Origin of the sequence: Citrobacter sp. JGM124 (assembly GCF_018257795.1) — a bacterium.
GTDB lineage: Bacteria > Pseudomonadota > Gammaproteobacteria > Enterobacterales > Enterobacteriaceae > JGM124.
The window spans coordinates 168,815-187,835 of the sequence record NZ_JAERJD010000009.1 but is presented as its reverse complement, the minus strand read 5'-3'; the positions used below and the strand labels follow the sequence as shown (position 1 = coordinate 187,835).

Genomic DNA, 19,021 nt, shown 5'->3' with positions numbered 1-19,021 from the left:
TTTTCATGATCGTTACATGAAAATATTATTATTTATAGTACCTGCTTTTTTGCTCATTTTTATCTGTGCAATGTTCAGCAATGGTGTATCAGAAAAAATACCCGTAGCGGTGGTGGATTATGACCACTCAGCACTCAGTCGTGAGATAATCAGCAATATAAATGCCTCAAAGAGCATTACGCTAATAGCTATGCCTGAAAATAATGCCCAGGCACAGCACTTGATGCGAGAAATGGCAATCAATGCTTTTGTAGAGATCCCTCGCGGTGCAACAGCTGCCTCCTTTCGATCGGGTGATACCCCTATTGTTATTCGCTACAATGGGCAATTTCGATCAACCGGCAATGCGGCTTTTATCGCGCTACAAACAGCGATAAGTGATGCTCTGCAAACCTCAAAGAATAGAACACAAGTGGGTATGGTTCATCAACATACCAATGCTGGCTCACTGAATATTCAAATACAGAATATCAGTAATTCACAAAATAGCTATGAACGATTTTTGACCCCAATTGCTATTCCTGTATTGCTCTGTATTATTCTCAGCAGTGCAGTTATTTGCGCTATTGGTCGTTTTTTTGAGACTAAACACCTCTATAATCAATGGACAAGTCACAGTAAAAGCTATCTGTCTGTAGCCGTTATTGCCCGAACTCTTCCCTATATCATCATAATATTTTTGTGGAATTTATTCTATAATGTCTGGCAGACGGTGATTAGAGGGTGGCCAATATTTGGTAATTCGTGGGTGTTGATGTTAGCTATCGCATTCTTATGTATCTTAACTGCGTGCATTGCTGTTATGTTTATTTCTATCACACGAAATATGCTTACCGCATTAAGTATATCAACCGTTTACACCAGTGCGGCACTGACCTATTCAGATGGTACGTTATCCATTCTTAATGCAAATGGCTGGGCTAATTTCTGGAGTAACTTTCAGCCGTTCACTCATTATTATCGAATTCAACTGGAGCAGGTTAATCTGGGTAGTGATATTGCAACCAGCTTTTATCAGTTTGCTATTCTTTCGCTTTATATTATTATCCCTTCAATTATTATATATTCTTTGCTTGGTAAGCATAAAACCAAGAAATTACCTCCCACACATAAAGAAAACATTAAATTCGATGGCATTAAACAGAGTTTCGTCAGTACCTTACGATCGATAAAAAGGTGCCAACCTATATTTTCAACGGCAATTATTTCTTTAATTATATATAGTATGTTTTATCCCAGTGCTTATGAAGCACAGGTGAATCTTAAGTTACCCATCACGGTTGTAGATTTAGATCAGTCATCATTATCTAGAACATTAATTAATAATCTTCAAACAACGAGAGAAATTGATGTCACACATGTTGGCACATCCACTCCGGATGCATTAAACTCTCTCAGAAACAGAGAAACCTCTGCAGTTATCATTATTGATAATGATTTTAAAAATAATGTGGTCAGGGGTGGAAATGGCGGAATTAATGTCCATCTTTCTGGTGGATATATGGCTGTTGCCGCAGACCTCAGATTAGCGATAACTAATGCCATTAGCGCTACCACGGATGTTAATAGATTAGCATCCAAGTCTTCAGACAGTATCATTGCAATGCCGCTTTATAATTTAACGCTGGGATACGAAACATTTATCATGCCCCTTGTCTTTATTATAATACTACAACAAACACTTATTTTTAGCAGTTCGATGCTTATCGGGCTACGGAGAAGTTGCGGTCTATTCAAAATAAATATTTCACAGTTCACGGGAACCTTTTTAGGGTTGTTTACCATTGGTGTACTGGGCGCCATGTTCGTATTTGGGTGGGTTTATTATTTAAAAGGTTATCCAAATGTAGGCAATATATTCATTCAGTTATATATGATTGTTCTGTTTTCAGCATCGGTCAGCTCACTGGGTATGTTTATTGGTAGTTTCCTGGATAATATTAATCGTCCGATGCAATTATTGTCGGCCACATCCATGGTTATTTTTTATGCATCAGGTGCATCATTCCCAACATTTAACATGCCAAATTGGGTCGTTTATTTCATGGAAATATTCCCATCCAGCACGATGATTGATGGATTTACAATGCTGAATTCACAGGGGGCCAATCTTCATGAGCTTATGCCCGTGATTCTGAAAATATCAATTTTAGCTATTTTATTATTCTTACTGGCACTGTATCGATTGGTTGGGCGTAAACATTCAGAAGCCCCAGTCGTCTGAATACTACAGAGATACTCGAGTTGCTCGGATCAGTAATCCTTCTCTGTATTGGCAGGATGACTTATGCATCTTATCTGTGCCGAAGCGATACGCCCCTCGCCATGCACACGCGTTCTGGTCAGTATAGTTTGACCCTCGAGTAACAGAGAAACCAGCAACCATATGTTTTTATTAAAAAATATATAGCTTCTGACCTTATAAATAGCTTGTTCAAAAAAAATTTTTCAGAACAATTGAATTATTGATCCGCTCTCTGTTAATTTTTTCTATTACTGCCGTCTATGTTATTGATACGAAAAGCGGCTTAAATAGGGTATAAAGCCGCATGAAAATTCCAAGTAGAATCCAACCTCTGGTTGATGATGGTTTGATAGACGAAGTCCTTCAGCGCCTGAAAAGTGGCAAGGAAGCTGACGTGTACACGGTGTTATGTGGTGACTCAATTCGCTGCGCTAAGGTCTACAAAGAAGCAACCCAGCGTAGCTTTAAACAAGCGGTACAGTATCAGGAAGGGCGTAAAACGCGTAATTCCCGAAGTGCCCGTGCCATGCAAAAAGGCTCAAAATTTGGTCGAAAACAGCAAGAAGAGACTTGGCAAACAGCCGAAGTAGACGCCTTATTCCGTCTGGACAAAGCTGGCGTGCGTGTTCCTGAGCCTTATATCTGTCTCGACGGTGTCTTACTCATGGAATTGGTAACAGATGCGGACGGAATGGTGGCCCCGCGTTTGAGCGATGTCACACTGACGGAAGAAAATGCGATTAGTGATTTTCACATCATGATCCGTAATATTGTACGCATGTTATGTGCCGGGTTAGTCCATGGTGACTTATCAGAGTTTAACGTGCTGATGGACTCTCAGGGGCCAGTGATCATTGACTTGCCCCAGGCCGTCGATGCGGCAGCAAATAACCATGCTGAGTCCATGTTTGAACGCGATGTGAATAATATTACAGCTTATTACGGTCAGTTCGCTCCGCAATTACTCAAGACTCGCTATGCGAAGGAGATCTGGCAGTTATATGAAGAAGGTAAACTCACCCCTGAAGTACCGCTGACCGGGCGGTTTGTGGAAGAAGAACATAAAGTCGATATGGGGTCACTCATGGATGAAATCATCGCAGCTGAAGATGAATACTATGATCGTTTACGCATCAGTAAAGAGCGTGAAGAGGAATAACGCAGTTATTCAATGATGAATTCACCTACTGATGAAAACCCACAGCACATTCATAATGGTTCTGTGGGTTTTTATTAAGTAAGGCTCTGCTGCTGTTTTTTCCCTTGTATTGAATAAATGATTAAATACCCTGTGGCAATGGGATGAAAAATTAACACCATTATCATTTCTTCATTAAATAAGTAAGAGTAGATAATTTTATTACCATACTAATTTTTTAACTGCTCTTGAAGGAATACAGCATAAACGGCAAACAAACTGTTTATCACACAGATGACTGGCCGTGACGATGAATATGCCACCACAGTGACAACACCTGATATGGTCAATCATGCCACATTCAGTGAATCGGATGAGTGTCCAGGCTCTGGTAATACCCAATAGCGGTTTTTCCGTCGCGTGATTAATACACTGTTCCAGATACAGCTTATAAGCCACGAGTATATGCTCGATATTCCGTCCTGGTCGGGTTTTATGTAAAAATAAAAATATATTATAAAACATGGATGCATGTACATTCTGCTCCCATGTCATAAACCAGTCAGGAGAAAAAGGCAGTAACCCCTTAGGTGGCGAGCAACCTTTCATCTCTTTATATAATCGTAGTAACCTTCTGCGGCTCAGACTCGTTTCACTCTCCAGTACCTGCATCCTTGCGCCGAAAGAAATTAATTCCATTGCAATATGAGCATCATTAATTTCTTTGAGAATACTTTTCTCTGCCATCGCCCCCTCCTGTTAGACTATTGATGAACGACTTTCTGACAGAGAATCGAGTAGTTCTGTGGATAAAATGATCCCGGTATGAATACGCTGCAGGGCATCAATGCGTGAGTCTTTAGTTAAACATTCAATGACATCTTCGTTATCCAGCCGCAGTCGACAAATAAGTTGCCCTGTGGAAGAGAGTTTTATTAATTGTGGCAATGCTAGATTCTTTATCATTTCGATAGTCGCATCATTTAACCCCAGCCTGAACGATGCCAGTAGTCTGTCATCTTCGATTAATCGTTGTGCAAGTAACAAATATGAAAGATTCACACTCTGTATACTTTGAATCTGTTCATTATGTTTTATATTTTTCATTTAATTTATCTTCATACAAGTAAGTACTGTTAACGCAGAATACTGAACGATCGTCATCGTTATTAATGATGACATACGCCTTCAAATTACTTTTGATTATTGTTTAATTCTGTTCATTTGTACAAGTCATTCGGCTCAGTAATTTGAAACAGAGTATCTTCATCGCCTAATTTTCACTTTTCGTGCATTTTAGCAAACCACTCCTATCACCTAAAAAATGTTAAATAATGAAAAAACAAAAAGCCTGTGTATTCAGCAAGATAGAAGTAACATTAAAAACATTTAAAAATATTTAAACTCGACATTTAAATTATAATTAAATTTGTCATCATAATTTAAAAAATTAATAATTTAATTGAATAACATATTTTTACAACCTATGAGAGTTGAAATGGCATTATCATTTATAATATTTTTCACATCTCAGACTAATTCTTTATATAAAAGGAAAAACTGATTGTATTTTATCCATTGACGTTGAATACGTGCAATGATTCAACTGTGTGAATCATTTTTTAGTAAAAAAGAATAGAAATAGTATTATCTCATAACATAATTCCCCACGATATATCTTACAGTCGGTAGTACACACGTATTATTCTCTGTCCGTCCCCCGATATCGGGCTATTCTTTTTTTCGCACACCAGAGTGATTAAAAAGCGTCCAGTCCAGGCTCGTTTAATCACAACCCCCTGTACCTGTCAGGAGCACATCACATTTTAAGTGAAATTCCCCATTTTTTACCTGTGACAGCAACCAGGTCACCAGGATAGTATATCGTCAGTAAAAAAGTCTGTTAGTTTAGCCTTTCCTGTCATTTATTGGGATATAGCGACTCGTGTTTATTAGACAATGTGATACTTGATAACAACGATTAAAATCACAATTTTATTAAAATTCAATGGAATAAAAAGATGTCTGCGATTGACAGTAAAAATCTGGATTCACACACCCCCATGATGCAGCAGTATCTCCGCCTTAAAGCAGAGCACCCCGATATCCTGCTATTTTACCGGATGGGGGACTTCTACGAGCTGTTCTATGATGATGCTAAACGGGCTTCACAGTTATTGGATATCTCACTGACCAAACGCGGGGCATCTGCAGGCGAGCCAATCCCTATGGCCGGTGTGCCACATCACGCTGTAGAGAACTATCTGGCTAAACTGGTGCAATTGGGCGAGTCGGTCGCTATCTGTGAACAAGTTGGCGATCCGGCTACCAGTAAAGGGCCGGTTGAACGTAAAGTGGTACGCATTGTTACTCCCGGTACCATTAGTGATGAAGCTTTATTGCAGGAACGTCAGGATAATCTGTTAGCCGCCATCTGGCATACGCAAGGCAGTTTTGGTTATGCCACCCTTGATATTAGCTCTGGTCGCTTTTTGCTGACGGAGCCACAAGATAAGGAAACGATGGCCGCTGAACTTCAGCGAACCAATCCCGCCGAGTTACTGTATGCAGAAAACTTTGCCGAGATGAGGTTGATTGAGGGGCGTCGGGGCCTGCGTCGTCGGCCTTTGTGGGAGTTTGAAATTGAGACAGCACGCCAGCAATTGATACTGCAATTTGGTACCCGGGACCTTAAGGGTTTTGGTGTCGAGAATGCCCACCATGCACTTTGTGCCGCAGGCTGTTTGCTACAGTATGTGAAAGATACTCAGCGTACTTCCCTTCCCCATATTCGTTCCGTCATGATGGAGCGTCAGCAAGACAGCATCATTATGGATGCAGCCACCCGACGTAATCTGGAGATAACCCAGAATCTGTCAGGAGGAGGTGATAATACGCTGGCATCGATTCTTGACCGCACGGTCACCCCAATGGGAAGCCGCATGTTAAAACGCTGGCTTCACTCGCCAGTGCGTAATATTGATATTTTGACCCAGCGTCAGCAGGCTATTGCCGCACTGCAGGACTACAGCGCAGAGATTCAGCCAACACTCAGGCAGGTTGGGGATTTAGAACGTATTCTGGCACGTTTAGCCTTGCGTACTGCCCGGCCCCGGGATCTCGCACGAATGCGTTATGCTTTTCAGCAGTTGCCATTGTTAAACAGCCTCCTGGCGGATATTCACCCCGTATCAGTACAAGCGTTACGCCAGCATATGGGCGAATTTACCGAGCTACGAGAACTGCTCGAACGGGCTATTATTGAAGCACCGCCTGTTTTAATACGTGATGGCGGGGTCATTTCGCCGGGATACCATGAAGAACTGGATGAGTGGCGGGCTCTGGCTGATGGTGCTACTGACTATCTCGACCGCCTGGAGATCCGCGAGCGTGAAAAGCTGGGGCTGGATACGTTAAAAGTAGGATTCAATGGGGTTCATGGTTACTACATCCAGGTCAGTCGTGGACAGAGCCACTTAGTACCCATTCATTATATTCGTCGCCAGACACTTAAAAATGCAGAGCGTTACATCATACCCGAGCTAAAGGAGTATGAAGATAAGGTATTGACGTCAAAAGGGAAAGCATTAGCACTGGAGAAGCAACTATATGAACAACTCTTTGATTTGTTGCTACCACACCTTGAAGCATTACAAAAAAGTGCCGCAGCGCTGGCTGAACTGGATGTATTAGTTAACCTGGCTGAACGTGCCGAAACACTTAACTACAGCTGCCCCGTATTGACCGACAAGCCAGGAGTCAGGTTGGTTGAGGCTCGTCACCCTGTTGTTGAGCAGGTTTTAAGTGAGCCCTTTATTGCTAACCCTTTGAATTTATCGCCTCAGCGTAGAATGCTCATCATTACGGGTCCTAATATGGGGGGGAAAAGTACCTATATGAGACAAACAGCACTGATTGTGCTGCTTTCTTATATTGGTAGCTTCGTCCCTGCTACGCAGGCTGAGATTGGCCCTGTTGACCGAATATTTACCCGTGTTGGCGCTGCTGATGATCTGGCATCCGGACGATCGACTTTTATGGTCGAAATGACTGAAACAGCAAATATTCTTCATAATGCGACAGAGCACAGTCTGGTCTTGATGGATGAAATAGGAAGGGGAACCTCCACCTATGATGGCCTCTCTCTGGCCTGGGCCTGTGTTGAAAATTTGGCAAACCGAATTAAAGCACTGACACTGTTTGCCACCCACTATTTTGAGTTGACAACACTACCAGAAAAAATGGAAGGGGTAATCAATGTACACCTGGATGCCGTTGAGCATGGTGAGAGCATCGCTTTCATGCACAATGTGCAGGATGGTGCTGCGAGTAAAAGCTATGGTCTTGCCGTTGCCGCTTTAGCCGGTGTCCCTAAAGATGTGATCAAACGTGCTCGCCAAAAACTCCGGGAGCTTGAGAGTATGTCGGGCAGTGTTGCGGCCAGTCAGGTTGATGGCTCACAGATGTCCCTGCTGAGTGTTGAAGAGGAAACTTCCCCGGCACTGGAAGCACTGGAAAATATTGATCCCGATAGCTTGTCCCCACGTCAGGCCCTGGAATGGATTTATCGTCTGAAAAACATGGTCTGATGCCTACAATACGTTGTATACACATTACGTCACAACTGTGTTTATAATCCAGAAAAGAAAAAAGGCGGTGATTTGCATCACCGCCTTTTTACTTGAATATTTATTCCCTGAATAGCGCCTCGATGTTCAGTCCTTGTGTCTGCAATATTTCACGTAACCGTCGTAAGCCTTCAACCTGAATCTGACGTACTCGTTCACGTGTTAACCCAATTTCGCGACCAACGTCCTCAAGTGTTGCAGCTTCATAACCCAGCAGTCCAAAACGACGAGCTAATACTTCACGTTGCTTTGCATTCAGTTCAAACAACCACTTTACGATGCTTTGTTTAATATCATCGTTTTGTGTTGCCTCTTCCGGGCCGTTATCTTTTTCGTCTGCCAGAATATCCAGCAAACCCTTCTCTGAGTCCCCACCGAGTGGGGTATCAATTGAAGAGATACGCTCATTAAGGCGAAGCATTCTACTTACGTCATCAACTGGTTTATCAAGTTGTTGCGCTATCTCTTCCGCACTTGGCTCATGATCTAACTTGTGAGAAAGTTCACGTGCTGTACGTAAATAGACATTGAGTTCTTTTACTATATGGATAGGCAAACGTATTGTTCGGGTTTGGTTCATAATAGCCCGTTCAATAGTCTGGCGAATCCACCAAGTCGCGTAGGTTGAAAAACGGAATCCACGTTCAGGATCAAATTTTTCAACTGCACGGATCAAACCCAAATTACCTTCTTCGATCAGGTCAAGTAAAGCCAAACCGCGATTACTATACCGACGGGAGATCTTAACTACCAGACGAAGGTTACTTTCAATCATTCTTCGGCGTGATGAAACATCCCCACGTAAAGAACGACGTGCAAAATAAACTTCTTCTTCCGCTGTTAGTAACGGTGAGTAGCCAATTTCTCCAAGATACAACTGAGTGGCATCCAGCACACGCTGGTTAGCCCCCTGCGACAATAGCTCATCATCTGAGATATCGCCGTCACTGGAGTCCTCGTCTACAAGGGCTTTTTCATCAAAAACCTCAATGCTGCTTTCATCATATTCCGCGTCTTCGTTTAACTCACTAACCTTCAGCGTATTCTGACTCATAAGGTGGCTCCTACCCGTGATCCCTATGCAAAAACACATACTTGTGTATTGCGATTCATCGTTGCGGTAAATAACGCAACGGGTTTACGGATTTCCCCTTGTAACGAATTTCAAAATGCAAACGTGTAGAACTGGTTCCGGTGCTACCCATGGTAGCAATTTTCTGCCCCGCCTTGATGTCCTCTTGTTCCCGGACCAGCATTTTATCATTATGGGCGTAGGCACTCAGGTAATCATCATTGTGTTTTATGATAATTAGATTACCGTAACCGCGCAGTGCGTTACCGGCATATACAACGCGGCCAGGGGCGGTCGCGACAATAGCCTGTCCACTACTGCCTGCAATATCGATCCCTTTATTACCCCCTTCGGTGGCAGCAAAGGTTTCAATAACTTTACCTTCAGTAGGCCAGCGCCACGATGAAATCGGTGCACTATTTGAAGTACTACTGACGGTCGGTTCGGTATTACTGACCGCTGGCGCCGTAACTGGACGGTTCAATGAACCATTACCTGACGACAACGTGTTAGTTTTATCTTCGCCTGAATCCTCAGAATACGTAATTGTTGTTCTGGACGCAACTGCTGTGCTGTTATTTTGCACAGAAGGCTTGATTGCCTGTTGTTCACGGCTGTCTGCTGCGGTGATCGCATTCCCACCAGTAATAGGAACGCCGGATGAGTTTACAACATGTAACGTTTGACCGACCTCAAGATTATAAGGCGCAGAGATATTGTTACGTTGTGCAAGATCACGGAAATCGTTCCCAGTTATCCAGGCGATATAAAAAAGGGTATCTCCGCGTTTCACACTATATGTGTTGCCACCAGCATAACTTCCCTTAGGGATGTTGCCATACTGGCGGTTATAAACGATACGCCCATTTTGCGTCTGAACTGGCTCAGAGGAGACAGTCGGTGCAGCCTGAGTCTGCACAACAGGTTGTTGTACTGACTGTATCTGAGGATGCGCTGGCACGGTGGATGTCATCGTCGGGGGTTTGGTGACCAACAGGCTACCTCTGGATGATCCCGTCTGACTACTATTATCCCCAACAGAGCTAATTGGCGCTTGTGAGTTATTACTGGAACACCCGACTAACCACAGGCTCCCAAGTGTTAACATCGCTACCCGGCGTAAAGAAAAAGTTGGGCTTCCTGCGCTCATGTATCCCCCAAAATAAAAACAATGGCATATGCCCGTCACACTTCAGGCCACTTAGATGTTAGCCAAATTAAATGGTCTGTCTATACACATCGACACGCAAAGATCTGTACTTGTCAAAACCCTGGACCATTGTCGATATATCCACATGAAAATACTATATAAAAACAAAGAAAAAAAATGCCAGTTATTTCTAAATAATACCTAATCAAGTCGACCTGTGGTTTTGCTATTAAGCGCTTATGATAACTCACCACGGATTAAGGGAACAAAACGCACGGCCTCTATCGTTTCAACTAAAAAATCCCCTCCCTGGCGGCGGATACGTTTCAGTACCTGCTGTTCTTCTCCAACAGGCAGCACCATAATACCGCCATCGGTGAGTTGTTCCAGTAACGCGACAGGTATTTCTGAAGGTGCTGCTGTAACGATGATGGCATCAAACGGAGCTTTTGCTTTCCACCCTTCCCAGCCATCACCATGCCGTGTGGAAATATTATGTAAATCAAGCTGTTTCAAACGACGTCTGGCTTGCCACTGTAGACTCTTAATCCGTTCAACTGAACACACATGTTCAACTAAATTCGCCAGTATCGCGGTCTGGTAGCCAGATCCTGTACCAATCTCCAGCACTTTTGACTGGGGCGTCAGTGCCAATAGCTCGGTCATCCGTGCAACCATATAAGGCTGAGAGATTGTCTGGCCAGAACCAATGGGTAAGGCGGTATTTTCCCAAACTTTATGTTCAAAGGCTTCATCGACAAACATCTCTCGTGGCACTTCTGTCAAAGCAGCCAACACTTGCTCATTCTTAATTCCCTGAACACGTAACTGTTCAAGAAGCGTTTGTACACGACGACTTACCATTGATGTTCTACTCCGGCTTTCACCAGCCAGGCACTAACCACTTCATGAGCTCGGTGTGCAGTGAGATCAACATGAAGCGGGGTCACTGATACATATCCCTCATCTATTGCGGCAAAATCAGTATCTGGCGCCGCATCGAGCTGCTCTCCTGGTGGACCAATCCAGTAAACTGTATGACCACGAGGGTCCTGCTGCGCAATAACCTGATCCGCAGGATGGCGACTACCGCAACGAGTAACGCGAATACCTTTAATTCTCTCAAGTGGTAAATCAGGGACATTAATATTAAGAATCCGCCCAGTACGCAGGGGTTCGCGTACTAATGCCCGTAACAGAAGACAGGTAATCGCTGCGGCCGTTTCATAATATTGATGTCCATTAAGAGACACAGCCAGGGCTGGTAAGCCCAGATGGCGGCCTTCCATCGCCGCAGCAACCGTTCCGGAATAGATGACATCATCCCCCAGATTAGGCCCCGCATTGATGCCTGAAATCACAATATCTGGCCCTGGTCGCATCAGGGCATTAACCCCAAGATAGACACAATCCGTTGGAGTTCCCATCTGGACGGATATGTCACCGTTTGCCAGGGTCGAAGTGCGTAAGGGCGACTCAAGCGTTAATGCGTTAGAAGCACCACTCCGGTTTCTGTCCGGCGCTATAACCTGTACTTCAGAAAATTCCCGTAATGCGTTAGCTAATATCTGAATACCTGGTGCATACACACCGTCATCGTTACTCAGCAAAATTCTCATCGAAACAACATCCCATTGTTTTAAATAAATAATTACTATTATTGTTCTAATTATTGTCCTGTCTAAAAGCGCGTTCACTTATCCCCACAGGATAACGTGATGGTAATGTAAACACTGGCTGCTGACAGAAGATTCTAGCACAACATGCATGACCGCCAGTACAGAGGCGCTCGGTTTTGGGCATCAATACCTTACCCTGTACTGGTGCCATCAGATACCATCATCAGCCAGACAAACAGGGCTTAATAAGACTGCGCCCCCCCAACCTGGTGGTGATCCCGTAACATCTTCATTCATCCTCTGTGGCATGGAAATCATTAATGAATAACCCCGGTTATCTCCATGATAAGCCAATATACTGCCCACCGGTGCGGAATACGTTGAGCGTCACTATCCAGATGATACTTAACCAATACTATCCACAAGCTCAATACGATCACGTTGAAATAAAGTATCTGTCAGTAAAAAGAACGAGAAAAACAGGCCATGGATACATACTTGGACATGTGGAGTTCTACGGGTTAACAACGTGTCGTTTCACCTGCGGTGAGACACGCCATCATACCCGTCTTTAATACCAGAGATTGATGCCAGTCCGGTGTTGATGTACCGGGAGCTGGTTACTTCAGGCGAGAAAAGCAGGGGCAGATAGCCCTTTAAAAAATGACTACCTGCTTAATGAAGGTGGGCTTCATCCCTCAAAGATACACTACTCCGAGATGTTATTTTCTTCACCACCAGTGTTAATAACCTCGCGTACCAGGCTCGTGGCAAAACTCCCTGCAGGTAACCAGAATTTAAGCTCAACAACCGTATCCCCTTGCCAGTGCCAGGTGAAATGCTGAGGTTTTACCAGCATAGCCCGGCGCGCAGCTTCAACACGCTCACGTTTTAACAAACCTGACAGTATCTGTTCTTCCGCCACACAAGCCTGCTCGAATGCCAGTGCTTCGCCTTGTGTCCCCCATTCGCCATCACCAGGTAATGCAGCGGTGATTAATAGCTCTTCATGATCGACACGAGCCTGCAGTGTGTCATGTTCTTCTGCCGTTGCAACAAACCAGCTACCACGGCCAGCCAGTTGTAAAGCATCACCCACGATAATCTGATTAATCTCTTTTTCTGCCAGTCTGGTACTGACAATTTGGTTAAACAGAGCACTACGGGCAGCAGATAACCAAAAACTACGTTTGCTTCTGTCCCGTAGTGGAGCATTACTTTGTGCCCAGCGTTGTGCCTGAAGCAGGTTACTGCCATTAATACCAAAACGCTGGCTACCAAAATAATTGGGAACCCCTACCTTAGCAACGGCCTGTAAGCGAATTTCCGCATCATAACCATCACTGATATCACGCAGTACAAGCTTAAAGTAATTTCCTTTTAGCACTCCCAGGCGGAGTTTACGGCGATGACGGGCATATTCCAGAACTTCACATCCCTCAAGCGTAAAGGGGCGCATATCCGGCATCTCTTTACCAGGCAACCGCACACAAAACCACTGCTCAGTTATCGCATGCCGATCTTTCTGACCAGCAAAACTGACTTCACGAGGGGGAACTTTGAGAAATTTAGCCAGGGCATCAGCAACAAAGCGTGTATTGCAACCTGTTTTACGGATTCGCAACAGCAGATGCTCGCCATCACCATCAGGCGCAAAGCCTAAATCTTCAGTAACAATAAAGTCTTCCGGGCTGGCTTTAATAACACCATTCCCCACAGGCTTTTCGTGAAGCCAGGTCAGGTTTTGCATATCCATCAGGGACGAGCCTTCTGTAATAACGCGACGGCGGCACAAGCGATACCTTCACCACGACCAGTAAACCCCAGCTTTTCACTGGTGGTGGCCTTGACGTTAACATCATCCATATGACAACCCAGGTCTTCAGCAATAAAAATACGCATTTGGGGAATATGCGGAGCCATTTTAGGGGACTGGGCAATTATCGTGATATCCACGTTTCCTAAAGTGTAGCCGCAAGCCTGGATACGACGCCATGCTTCCCGTAGCAATTCGCGGCTATCTGCACCTTTGTAGGCATCATCAGTATCAGGGAAAAGTTTACCAATATCCCCTAAGGCAGCGGCACCCAGTAAGGCATCGGTCAAGGCATGCAGAACGACATCACCATCGGAATGGGCCAGTAACCCTTTTTCATAGGGAATACGAACGCCCCCCATCACAATAGGGCCTTCGCCGCCAAAAGCATGAACATCAAAGCCATGTCCGATACGCATTACACATTCTCCGTTTGGGTTAACCGCGTAAGATAAAATTCCGCCAAAGCAAGGTCTTCGGGGCGAGTCACCTTAATGTTATCAGCACGCGCACTGATTAACTGAGGATGAAAACCACAATATTCCAGGGCTGAAGCTTCGTCAGTAATTGTTGCGCCCTCATTCAATGCCCGTAGTAAACAGCTACGTAGTAGTTCCAGCGGAAACAGCTGTGGGGTAAGAGCATGCCATAAATCATCTCGCTCCACCGTGTGAGCGATAAGTGGCGCTCCGGGTTCACTGCGTTTCATGGTATCACGCACCGGGGTCGCCAGAATGCCTCCGATTTTGCTACTGGGGGTGATTGCCAGTAAACGCACCAGATCATCAGGATGTAAACAAGGACGAGCGGCATCATGTACTAACACCCATTCGGCATTATTCACCGCCTGCAGACCTGCCAATACTGATTCGGCACGCATTCCCCCCCCTGTCACCGTGGTAACACGCGGGTTCTGAGCAAGAGGTAGAGATGTAAAATACTGATCGTCCGGGCTGATAGCCACGAGCACCTGACGAATACGAGGGTGCGCCAGCAGGCTGGCAACGGCGTGCTCAAGAATGGTCTGCTCGCCTATTTTTAGGTACTGCTTAGGACATTCCGCCTGCATACGGCTACCGATACCAGCAGCCGGTACTACGGCGATAACGTCCGAAGAGGAGTTACACATGCCTTTCTCTTGTAGAGTGTTATCGATTATTTTGCCCAGTCCCCGTGTTGTTCGGGGCACGCTTAGAGGCATCAGGAACCAGACGGTAGAAACTTTCACCCGGTTTAATCATGCTGAGTTCGTTACGAGCGCGTTCTTCAATGGCCTCTTGCCCACCGTTAAGATCGTCGATTTCAGCAAACAGCTGATCATTACGTGATTTTAACTTGGCATTGGTCGCCTGCTGTACCGTAACATCGGCACTGATCCGGGTGTAATCATTGATACCGTTTTTACCGAACCACAGCGAATACTGGAGCCAGCCCAGAATACAGAGCAACAGTAGCGTTAGTTTACCCATCCAGCCCCCTGAAACACGGCACAATCATCCCATAACTCGTTATTGAATTTGCTACGGGAACAAGGATGCCCGCTATACAGCGGTGAAATTTATCACATAACACGACGTGATGCGCGTTTGCCGCACATTTCACTGATGGCTTGCGATAAATAGTAGACCAGGACAGATGTTTCAGATTGGCGATCAGACTAATAACCACATTAACAATACGCCAAACATCAGGGACACAAGCAGGAGTGTTGCCAGAGAGCTGAGGATTAGCCGGCCATGTAACAAGGAGTGCATTGCAATACCGATAATCACAGACAAGGGCATGAGTGCCAGAAAGAATGGCCATGTGTAGAGGAAGAAAAACAGGGTATTAAGACCATAGATTAAAAATGGCATACCAAGCGCCAACAGCCACGATAAAAAGCCAATAACGGCACCGGGCAGTGACCAGGCTGTCTCCTCAGGCGTAGCCCTTGAATCAGCCAGCGAAATGAAATAGTTCGAGCTGTTGCGCATAACGTATTCGTAACTCTGATGTCCGGAGGCATTATGCCTCCAGATAGGATTCAGAGATTGATAATATCCTTACCACGTAACAGGTCTAATGTTTGAGTCACTAAATTTGTTACTAATTGTTCACCAGCAAGGCGTAATTCAGGGTTAACAGGGACCTCATAGGCCGAATCAATCCCGGTAAAATTTGCTAATTCACCAGCTCGTGCCTTTTTATAAAGACCTTTTGGATCTCTCGCTTCACAGATATCCAGTGGCGTATCAACAAATATTTCGCAAAAGCAGGACTCACCAATAAGCTCACGGACAAACTGTCTTTCTTCACGGTAAGGTGAGATAAAAGCCGTGAGTACGACCAGTCCCGCATCGACCATTAACTTTGCCACCTCACCCACTCGACGAATATTCTCCCTGCGGTCTGCCTCACTAAAGCCCAGGTCGCGACACAGACCGTGACGAATATTATCCCCATCTAATAAATAGGTACTGATACCCTGAGCATGTAATGCGGTTTCCAACGCACCCGCCACGGTGGATTTCCCCGACCCCGACAGCCCAGTAAACCACAGCACCGCGCCACGATGTCGGTGCAGTTCTTCACGCTGGGCCTGGGTAACGGGGTGGGCATGCCACACCACGTTATCGTCATGGTCAGCCATTATTTCCCTCCCAGCAGATCACGTGCATTCCAGTGTGGGAAGTGACGGCGGACTAATGCATTGAGTTCAAGTTCAAAGGCACTAAATTCCGTCGGAATCTGCGGTTCATGTTGTAATGGCTCACGCACGAGCCCGGCACCCACGGTGACGTTACTCAGACGATCAATAAAAATAAGCCCGCCAGTGACCGGGTTTTGCTGATAGGTATCCAACACAAGGGGCTCATCAAAAGTCAGGCTGACCAGCCCAATACCATTGAGTGGCAGGCTTTCAGTCTCAAGATGATCCAAGGAGTTGATCTCAACCTGGTGATGAATGGCATCCACATAAGCCCGGGTTTTTTTACCTGAAATTTTGATGTCATAGCGTTGTCCTGGCTGGAGTGGTTGCTCTGCCATCCATACCACATCGACCTTCGCACGCTGTACCGCGGTGAGTTGCTGTTCGGCATCCACCAGCAGATCCCCCCGGCTGATATCTACTTCATCAGCCAGTACCAAGGTAATAGCCTCACCGGCAATGGCATTATCCAGTGCGCCATCGAAGGTAACAATGCTGGCTATGGTCGATTCCACCCCTGATGGCAGAACTTTCACCCGCTGCCCGACATAAACGGTACCGGATGCCAGTGTCCCGGCATAACCACGAAAATCGAGATTCGGGCGATTCACATACTGTACCGGGAAGCGCATTGGTTGCTGGTCAACATTGCGTGTCACTTCTACTGTTTCCAGCATGCTTAACAATGTTGGGCCGTGATACCAAGGCATCGCACTACTTTGACTGGCAACGTTATCCCCTTCAAGGGCGGAAAGGGGAACAAAACGAATATCCAGATCCGACGGTAATTGTTGCGCAAAGGTCAGGTAATCATTCTTTATTTGTTCAAATCTCGCTTCACTAAAATCAACAAGATCCATTTTATTTACTGCCACAACCAGGTGCTTTATTCCCAGTAACGTGCTGATAAAGCTATGACGGCGAGTCTGGTCCAAAACGCCCCTACGGGCATCGATTAATAGGATAGCCAGCTCACAAGTGGAAGCACCGGTCGCCATATTGCGGGTGTACTGCTCATGCCCTGGTGTATCCGCAATAATAAATTTACGTTTCTCCGTGGAGAAATAACGGTAGGCAACATCAATGGTAATACCCTGTTCACGTTCAGCTTGCAAACCATCGACCAGCAATGCTAAGTCCAGCTTTTCACCTTGTGTCCCATGGCGTTTACTGTCCGTTTGCAGTGAAGAGAGCTGATCTTCATAGATCTGTCGAGTATCGTGCAACAGTCGACCGATTAACGTACTTTTTCCATCGTCAACACTGCCACAGGTGAGAAAACGCAGCAGGCTTTTATGTTGCTGGGCGCGTAAATAAGCTTCTACACCGCCCTCTTCCGCAATTTGTTGTGCAATAGTTGTATTCATCTGACGGTTCCTTAGAAATAACCCTGGCGTTTTTTCAGCTCCATGGAGCCAGCTTGATCCCTGTCGATAACACGACCCTGTCGTTCGCTGGTCGTGGACACCAGCATTTCTTCGATAATCGACGGCAGGGTTTGCGCACTCGACTCCACAGCCCCTGTCAACGGCCAGCAACCTAACGTCCGGAAACGAACCATCCGCTGTTGTATCTCTTCGCCTGGTTGTAAATCGATGCGCTCGTCATCCACCATCATGAGCATGCCGTCACGCTCAATGATCGGGCGAGGGGCAGCCAAATAAAGAGGAACGATGTTGATATTTTCTAAGTAGATATACTGCCAGATATCAAGTTCAGTCCAGTTAGAGAGTGGAAACACCCGAATGCTTTCGCCTTTGTTTATTTGGCCATTATAGTTATGCCACAATTCAGGACGCTGATTTTTAGGGTCCCAGCGGTGGAAACGATCGCGAAAGGAGTAAATACGTTCTTTGGCCCGTGATTTTTCTTCATCACGACGAGCACCACCAAATGCGGCATCAAAACCATACTTGTTCAGTGCCTGTTTTAACCCTTCCGTTTTCATGATGTCAGTATGTTTCGCACTTCCGTGAACAAAAGGGTTAATACCCATTGCCACGCCTTCTGGATTACGATGAACAATCAATTCGAAGCCATACTCTTTAGCTGTACGATCCCGGAACTCATACATCTCACGAAATTTCCAGCCGGTATCAACATGCAATAAGGGGAATGGTAGTGCGCCTGGATAGAATGCTTTACGTGCCAGATGCAACATCACCGAGGAGTCTTTACCGATCGAGTACATCATCACCGGATTTGAGAACTCAGCGGCAACCTCGCGAATAATGTGGATGCTCTCCGCTTCTAGCTGTCGCAAGTGAGTAAGTCGATTTTGTTCCATAACCTTCCCTTAGGCGAAATACATTACAGCCGATCTTTGTCAGCCGTTTGAGATGTGATCTAACAGGACTATAAGTCGCTAATTGATTTGTTATGAAATTACTATTTGGAATGAGTCGTTCCAAAAAGTAATAACAAAATGACAATGCTCACAACAAATTGTGCTTAACCGCCTCATTTCTTCAGGTTTAACGCTAAATACCATTGGCTATCCATCACCACAGTTTCATACTAGATGAGTTAAAAAATATCTGTATGCCAATACTTCAGTAGCGGCTGCGGCTCAGTTCAGAACAATTGAGCGGCATAAGCGATGGGCCTGGATCCGCTGAGGGCAGACATTGGTCAGCTTACACTGAATTCGTGGATATCAAG

General features: G+C 45.3%; 17 protein-coding genes. 3 read left to right on the top strand and 14 right to left on the bottom strand.

All coding sequences use genetic code 11. The features are described 5' to 3' along the window. Positions 1-16: 16 nt before the first annotated feature. Together JK154_RS14130 and JK154_RS14125 are read left to right on the top strand one after the other, a co-directional pair. Positions 17-2,224 carry an ABC transporter permease gene (locus tag JK154_RS14130; protein ID WP_249215927.1) on the top strand — a complete coding sequence of 736 codons (2,208 nt, stop codon included), beginning with the start codon at positions 17-19 and terminating at the stop codon, positions 2,222-2,224. A 325-nt stretch (positions 2,225-2,549) separates the two neighbouring features. Then, complete coding sequence (locus JK154_RS14125; protein ID WP_211993195.1) at positions 2,550-3,404, top strand: PA4780 family RIO1-like protein kinase; 855 nt, start codon at positions 2,550-2,552, stop codon at positions 3,402-3,404. A 201-nt stretch (positions 3,405-3,605) separates the two neighbouring features. Here JK154_RS14125 and flhC read toward each other — a convergent pair whose 3' ends face one another. Together flhC and flhD are read right to left on the bottom strand one after the other, a co-directional pair. Beyond that, positions 3,606-4,130: a flagellar transcriptional regulator FlhC gene (gene flhC / locus JK154_RS14120; RefSeq protein WP_211993194.1), complete on the bottom strand. Its 525-nt coding sequence runs from the start codon at positions 4,128-4,130 to the stop codon at positions 3,606-3,608. A 12-nt stretch (positions 4,131-4,142) separates the two neighbouring features. Continuing rightward, a complete protein-coding gene (gene flhD, locus JK154_RS14115) occupies positions 4,143-4,490 on the bottom strand; it encodes a flagellar transcriptional regulator FlhD (RefSeq protein ID WP_211993193.1) in 348 nt (115 codons plus the stop codon). A gap of 914 nt (positions 4,491-5,404) precedes the next feature. On the opposite strand from flhD, the gene mutS reads away from it, so the two are divergent. Continuing rightward, the gene (gene mutS, locus JK154_RS14110) at positions 5,405-7,972 is read left to right on the top strand and encodes a DNA mismatch repair protein MutS (RefSeq protein WP_211993192.1); all 2,568 of its coding nucleotides are present in this window, start codon (positions 5,405-5,407) and stop codon (positions 7,970-7,972) included. Positions 7,973-8,072: 100 nt separating this feature from the next. On the opposite strand, the gene rpoS is transcribed toward mutS, so the two are convergent. From rpoS to cysD, 12 genes are all read right to left on the bottom strand, one after another. Then, positions 8,073-9,065, bottom strand: coding sequence for an RNA polymerase sigma factor RpoS (gene rpoS, locus JK154_RS14105; RefSeq protein WP_211993191.1), 993 nt, complete (start codon positions 9,063-9,065; stop codon positions 8,073-8,075). A 55-nt stretch (positions 9,066-9,120) separates the two neighbouring features. Continuing rightward, positions 9,121-10,233: a murein hydrolase activator NlpD gene (gene nlpD, locus JK154_RS14100; protein WP_211993190.1), complete on the bottom strand. Its 1,113-nt coding sequence runs from the start codon at positions 10,231-10,233 to the stop codon at positions 9,121-9,123. Positions 10,234-10,470: 237 nt separating this feature from the next. Continuing rightward, entirely contained in the window at positions 10,471-11,097 is a 627-nt protein-coding gene (locus JK154_RS14095) for a protein-L-isoaspartate(D-aspartate) O-methyltransferase (protein ID WP_211993189.1), read from the bottom strand. Further along, positions 11,091-11,852, bottom strand: coding sequence for a 5'/3'-nucleotidase SurE (surE, locus tag JK154_RS14090; protein ID WP_211993188.1), 762 nt, complete (start codon positions 11,850-11,852; stop codon positions 11,091-11,093). Before surE ends, JK154_RS14095 begins: the two co-directional genes overlap by 7 nt. A gap of 709 nt (positions 11,853-12,561) precedes the next feature. Further along, on the bottom strand, positions 12,562-13,611 hold the full coding sequence (truD, locus tag JK154_RS14085; RefSeq protein ID WP_249215936.1) for a tRNA pseudouridine(13) synthase TruD: 1,050 nt from the start codon (positions 13,609-13,611) through the stop codon (positions 12,562-12,564). Beyond that, complete coding sequence (gene ispF, locus JK154_RS14080) at positions 13,608-14,087, bottom strand: 2-C-methyl-D-erythritol 2,4-cyclodiphosphate synthase (RefSeq protein ID WP_211993186.1); 480 nt, start codon at positions 14,085-14,087, stop codon at positions 13,608-13,610. The genes truD and ispF overlap by 4 nt, the downstream gene beginning before the upstream one ends. Continuing rightward, positions 14,087-14,797, bottom strand: coding sequence for a 2-C-methyl-D-erythritol 4-phosphate cytidylyltransferase (gene ispD / locus JK154_RS14075; RefSeq protein WP_211993185.1), 711 nt, complete (start codon positions 14,795-14,797; stop codon positions 14,087-14,089). The genes ispF and ispD overlap by 1 nt, the downstream gene beginning before the upstream one ends. A 19-nt stretch (positions 14,798-14,816) precedes the next feature. Next, positions 14,817-15,137: a cell division protein FtsB gene (gene ftsB / locus JK154_RS14070; protein ID WP_211993184.1), complete on the bottom strand. Its 321-nt coding sequence runs from the start codon at positions 15,135-15,137 to the stop codon at positions 14,817-14,819. A 183-nt stretch (positions 15,138-15,320) separates the two neighbouring features. Next, on the bottom strand, positions 15,321-15,644 hold the full coding sequence (locus JK154_RS14065; protein WP_211993183.1) for a DUF3561 family protein: 324 nt from the start codon (positions 15,642-15,644) through the stop codon (positions 15,321-15,323). Positions 15,645-15,694: 50 nt separating this feature from the next. Further along, the gene (cysC, locus tag JK154_RS14060; protein ID WP_211993182.1) at positions 15,695-16,300 is read right to left on the bottom strand and encodes an adenylyl-sulfate kinase; all 606 of its coding nucleotides are present in this window, start codon (positions 16,298-16,300) and stop codon (positions 15,695-15,697) included. Then, the gene (gene cysN / locus JK154_RS14055) at positions 16,300-17,727 is read right to left on the bottom strand and encodes a sulfate adenylyltransferase subunit CysN (protein WP_211993181.1); all 1,428 of its coding nucleotides are present in this window, start codon (positions 17,725-17,727) and stop codon (positions 16,300-16,302) included. Before cysN ends, cysC begins: the two co-directional genes overlap by 1 nt. An 11-nt stretch (positions 17,728-17,738) precedes the next feature. Next, a complete protein-coding gene (cysD, locus tag JK154_RS14050) occupies positions 17,739-18,647 on the bottom strand; it encodes a sulfate adenylyltransferase subunit CysD (RefSeq protein WP_211993180.1) in 909 nt (302 codons plus the stop codon). Positions 18,648-19,021 lie beyond the last annotated feature (374 nt).

Bases quoted from the DNA above. Each gene is read 5' to 3' on its own strand.
- ftsB (WP_211993184.1), bottom strand. From the start codon at position 15,137: ATGGGTAAACTAACGCTACTGTTGCTCTGTATTCTGGGCTGGCTCCAG.
- cysN (WP_211993181.1), bottom strand. From the start codon at position 17,727: ATGAATACAACTATTGCACAACAAATTGCGGAAGAGGGCGGTGTAGAA.
- JK154_RS14065 (WP_211993183.1), bottom strand. From the start codon at position 15,644: ATGCGCAACAGCTCGAACTATTTCATTTCGCTGGCTGATTCAAGGGCT.
- nlpD (WP_211993190.1), bottom strand. From the start codon at position 10,233: ATGAGCGCAGGAAGCCCAACTTTTTCTTTACGCCGGGTAGCGATGTTA.
- flhD (WP_211993193.1), bottom strand. From the start codon at position 4,490: ATGAAAAATATAAAACATAATGAACAGATTCAAAGTATACAGAGTGTG.
- ispD (WP_211993185.1), bottom strand. From the start codon at position 14,797: ATGTGTAACTCCTCTTCGGACGTTATCGCCGTAGTACCGGCTGCTGGT.
- JK154_RS14095 (WP_211993189.1), bottom strand. From the start codon at position 11,097: ATGGTAAGTCGTCGTGTACAAACGCTTCTTGAACAGTTACGTGTTCAG.
- surE (WP_211993188.1), bottom strand. From the start codon at position 11,852: ATGAGAATTTTGCTGAGTAACGATGACGGTGTGTATGCACCAGGTATT.
- flhC (WP_211993194.1), bottom strand. From the start codon at position 4,130: ATGGCAGAGAAAAGTATTCTCAAAGAAATTAATGATGCTCATATTGCA.
- JK154_RS14130 (WP_249215927.1), top strand. From the start codon at position 17: ATGAAAATATTATTATTTATAGTACCTGCTTTTTTGCTCATTTTTATC.
- ispF (WP_211993186.1), bottom strand. From the start codon at position 14,087: ATGCGTATCGGACATGGCTTTGATGTTCATGCTTTTGGCGGCGAAGGC.
- rpoS (WP_211993191.1), bottom strand. From the start codon at position 9,065: ATGAGTCAGAATACGCTGAAGGTTAGTGAGTTAAACGAAGACGCGGAA.
- cysD (WP_211993180.1), bottom strand. From the start codon at position 18,647: ATGGAACAAAATCGACTTACTCACTTGCGACAGCTAGAAGCGGAGAGC.
- mutS (WP_211993192.1), top strand. From the start codon at position 5,405: ATGTCTGCGATTGACAGTAAAAATCTGGATTCACACACCCCCATGATG.
- cysC (WP_211993182.1), bottom strand. From the start codon at position 16,300: ATGGCTGACCATGACGATAACGTGGTGTGGCATGCCCACCCCGTTACC.
- JK154_RS14125 (WP_211993195.1), top strand. From the start codon at position 2,550: ATGAAAATTCCAAGTAGAATCCAACCTCTGGTTGATGATGGTTTGATA.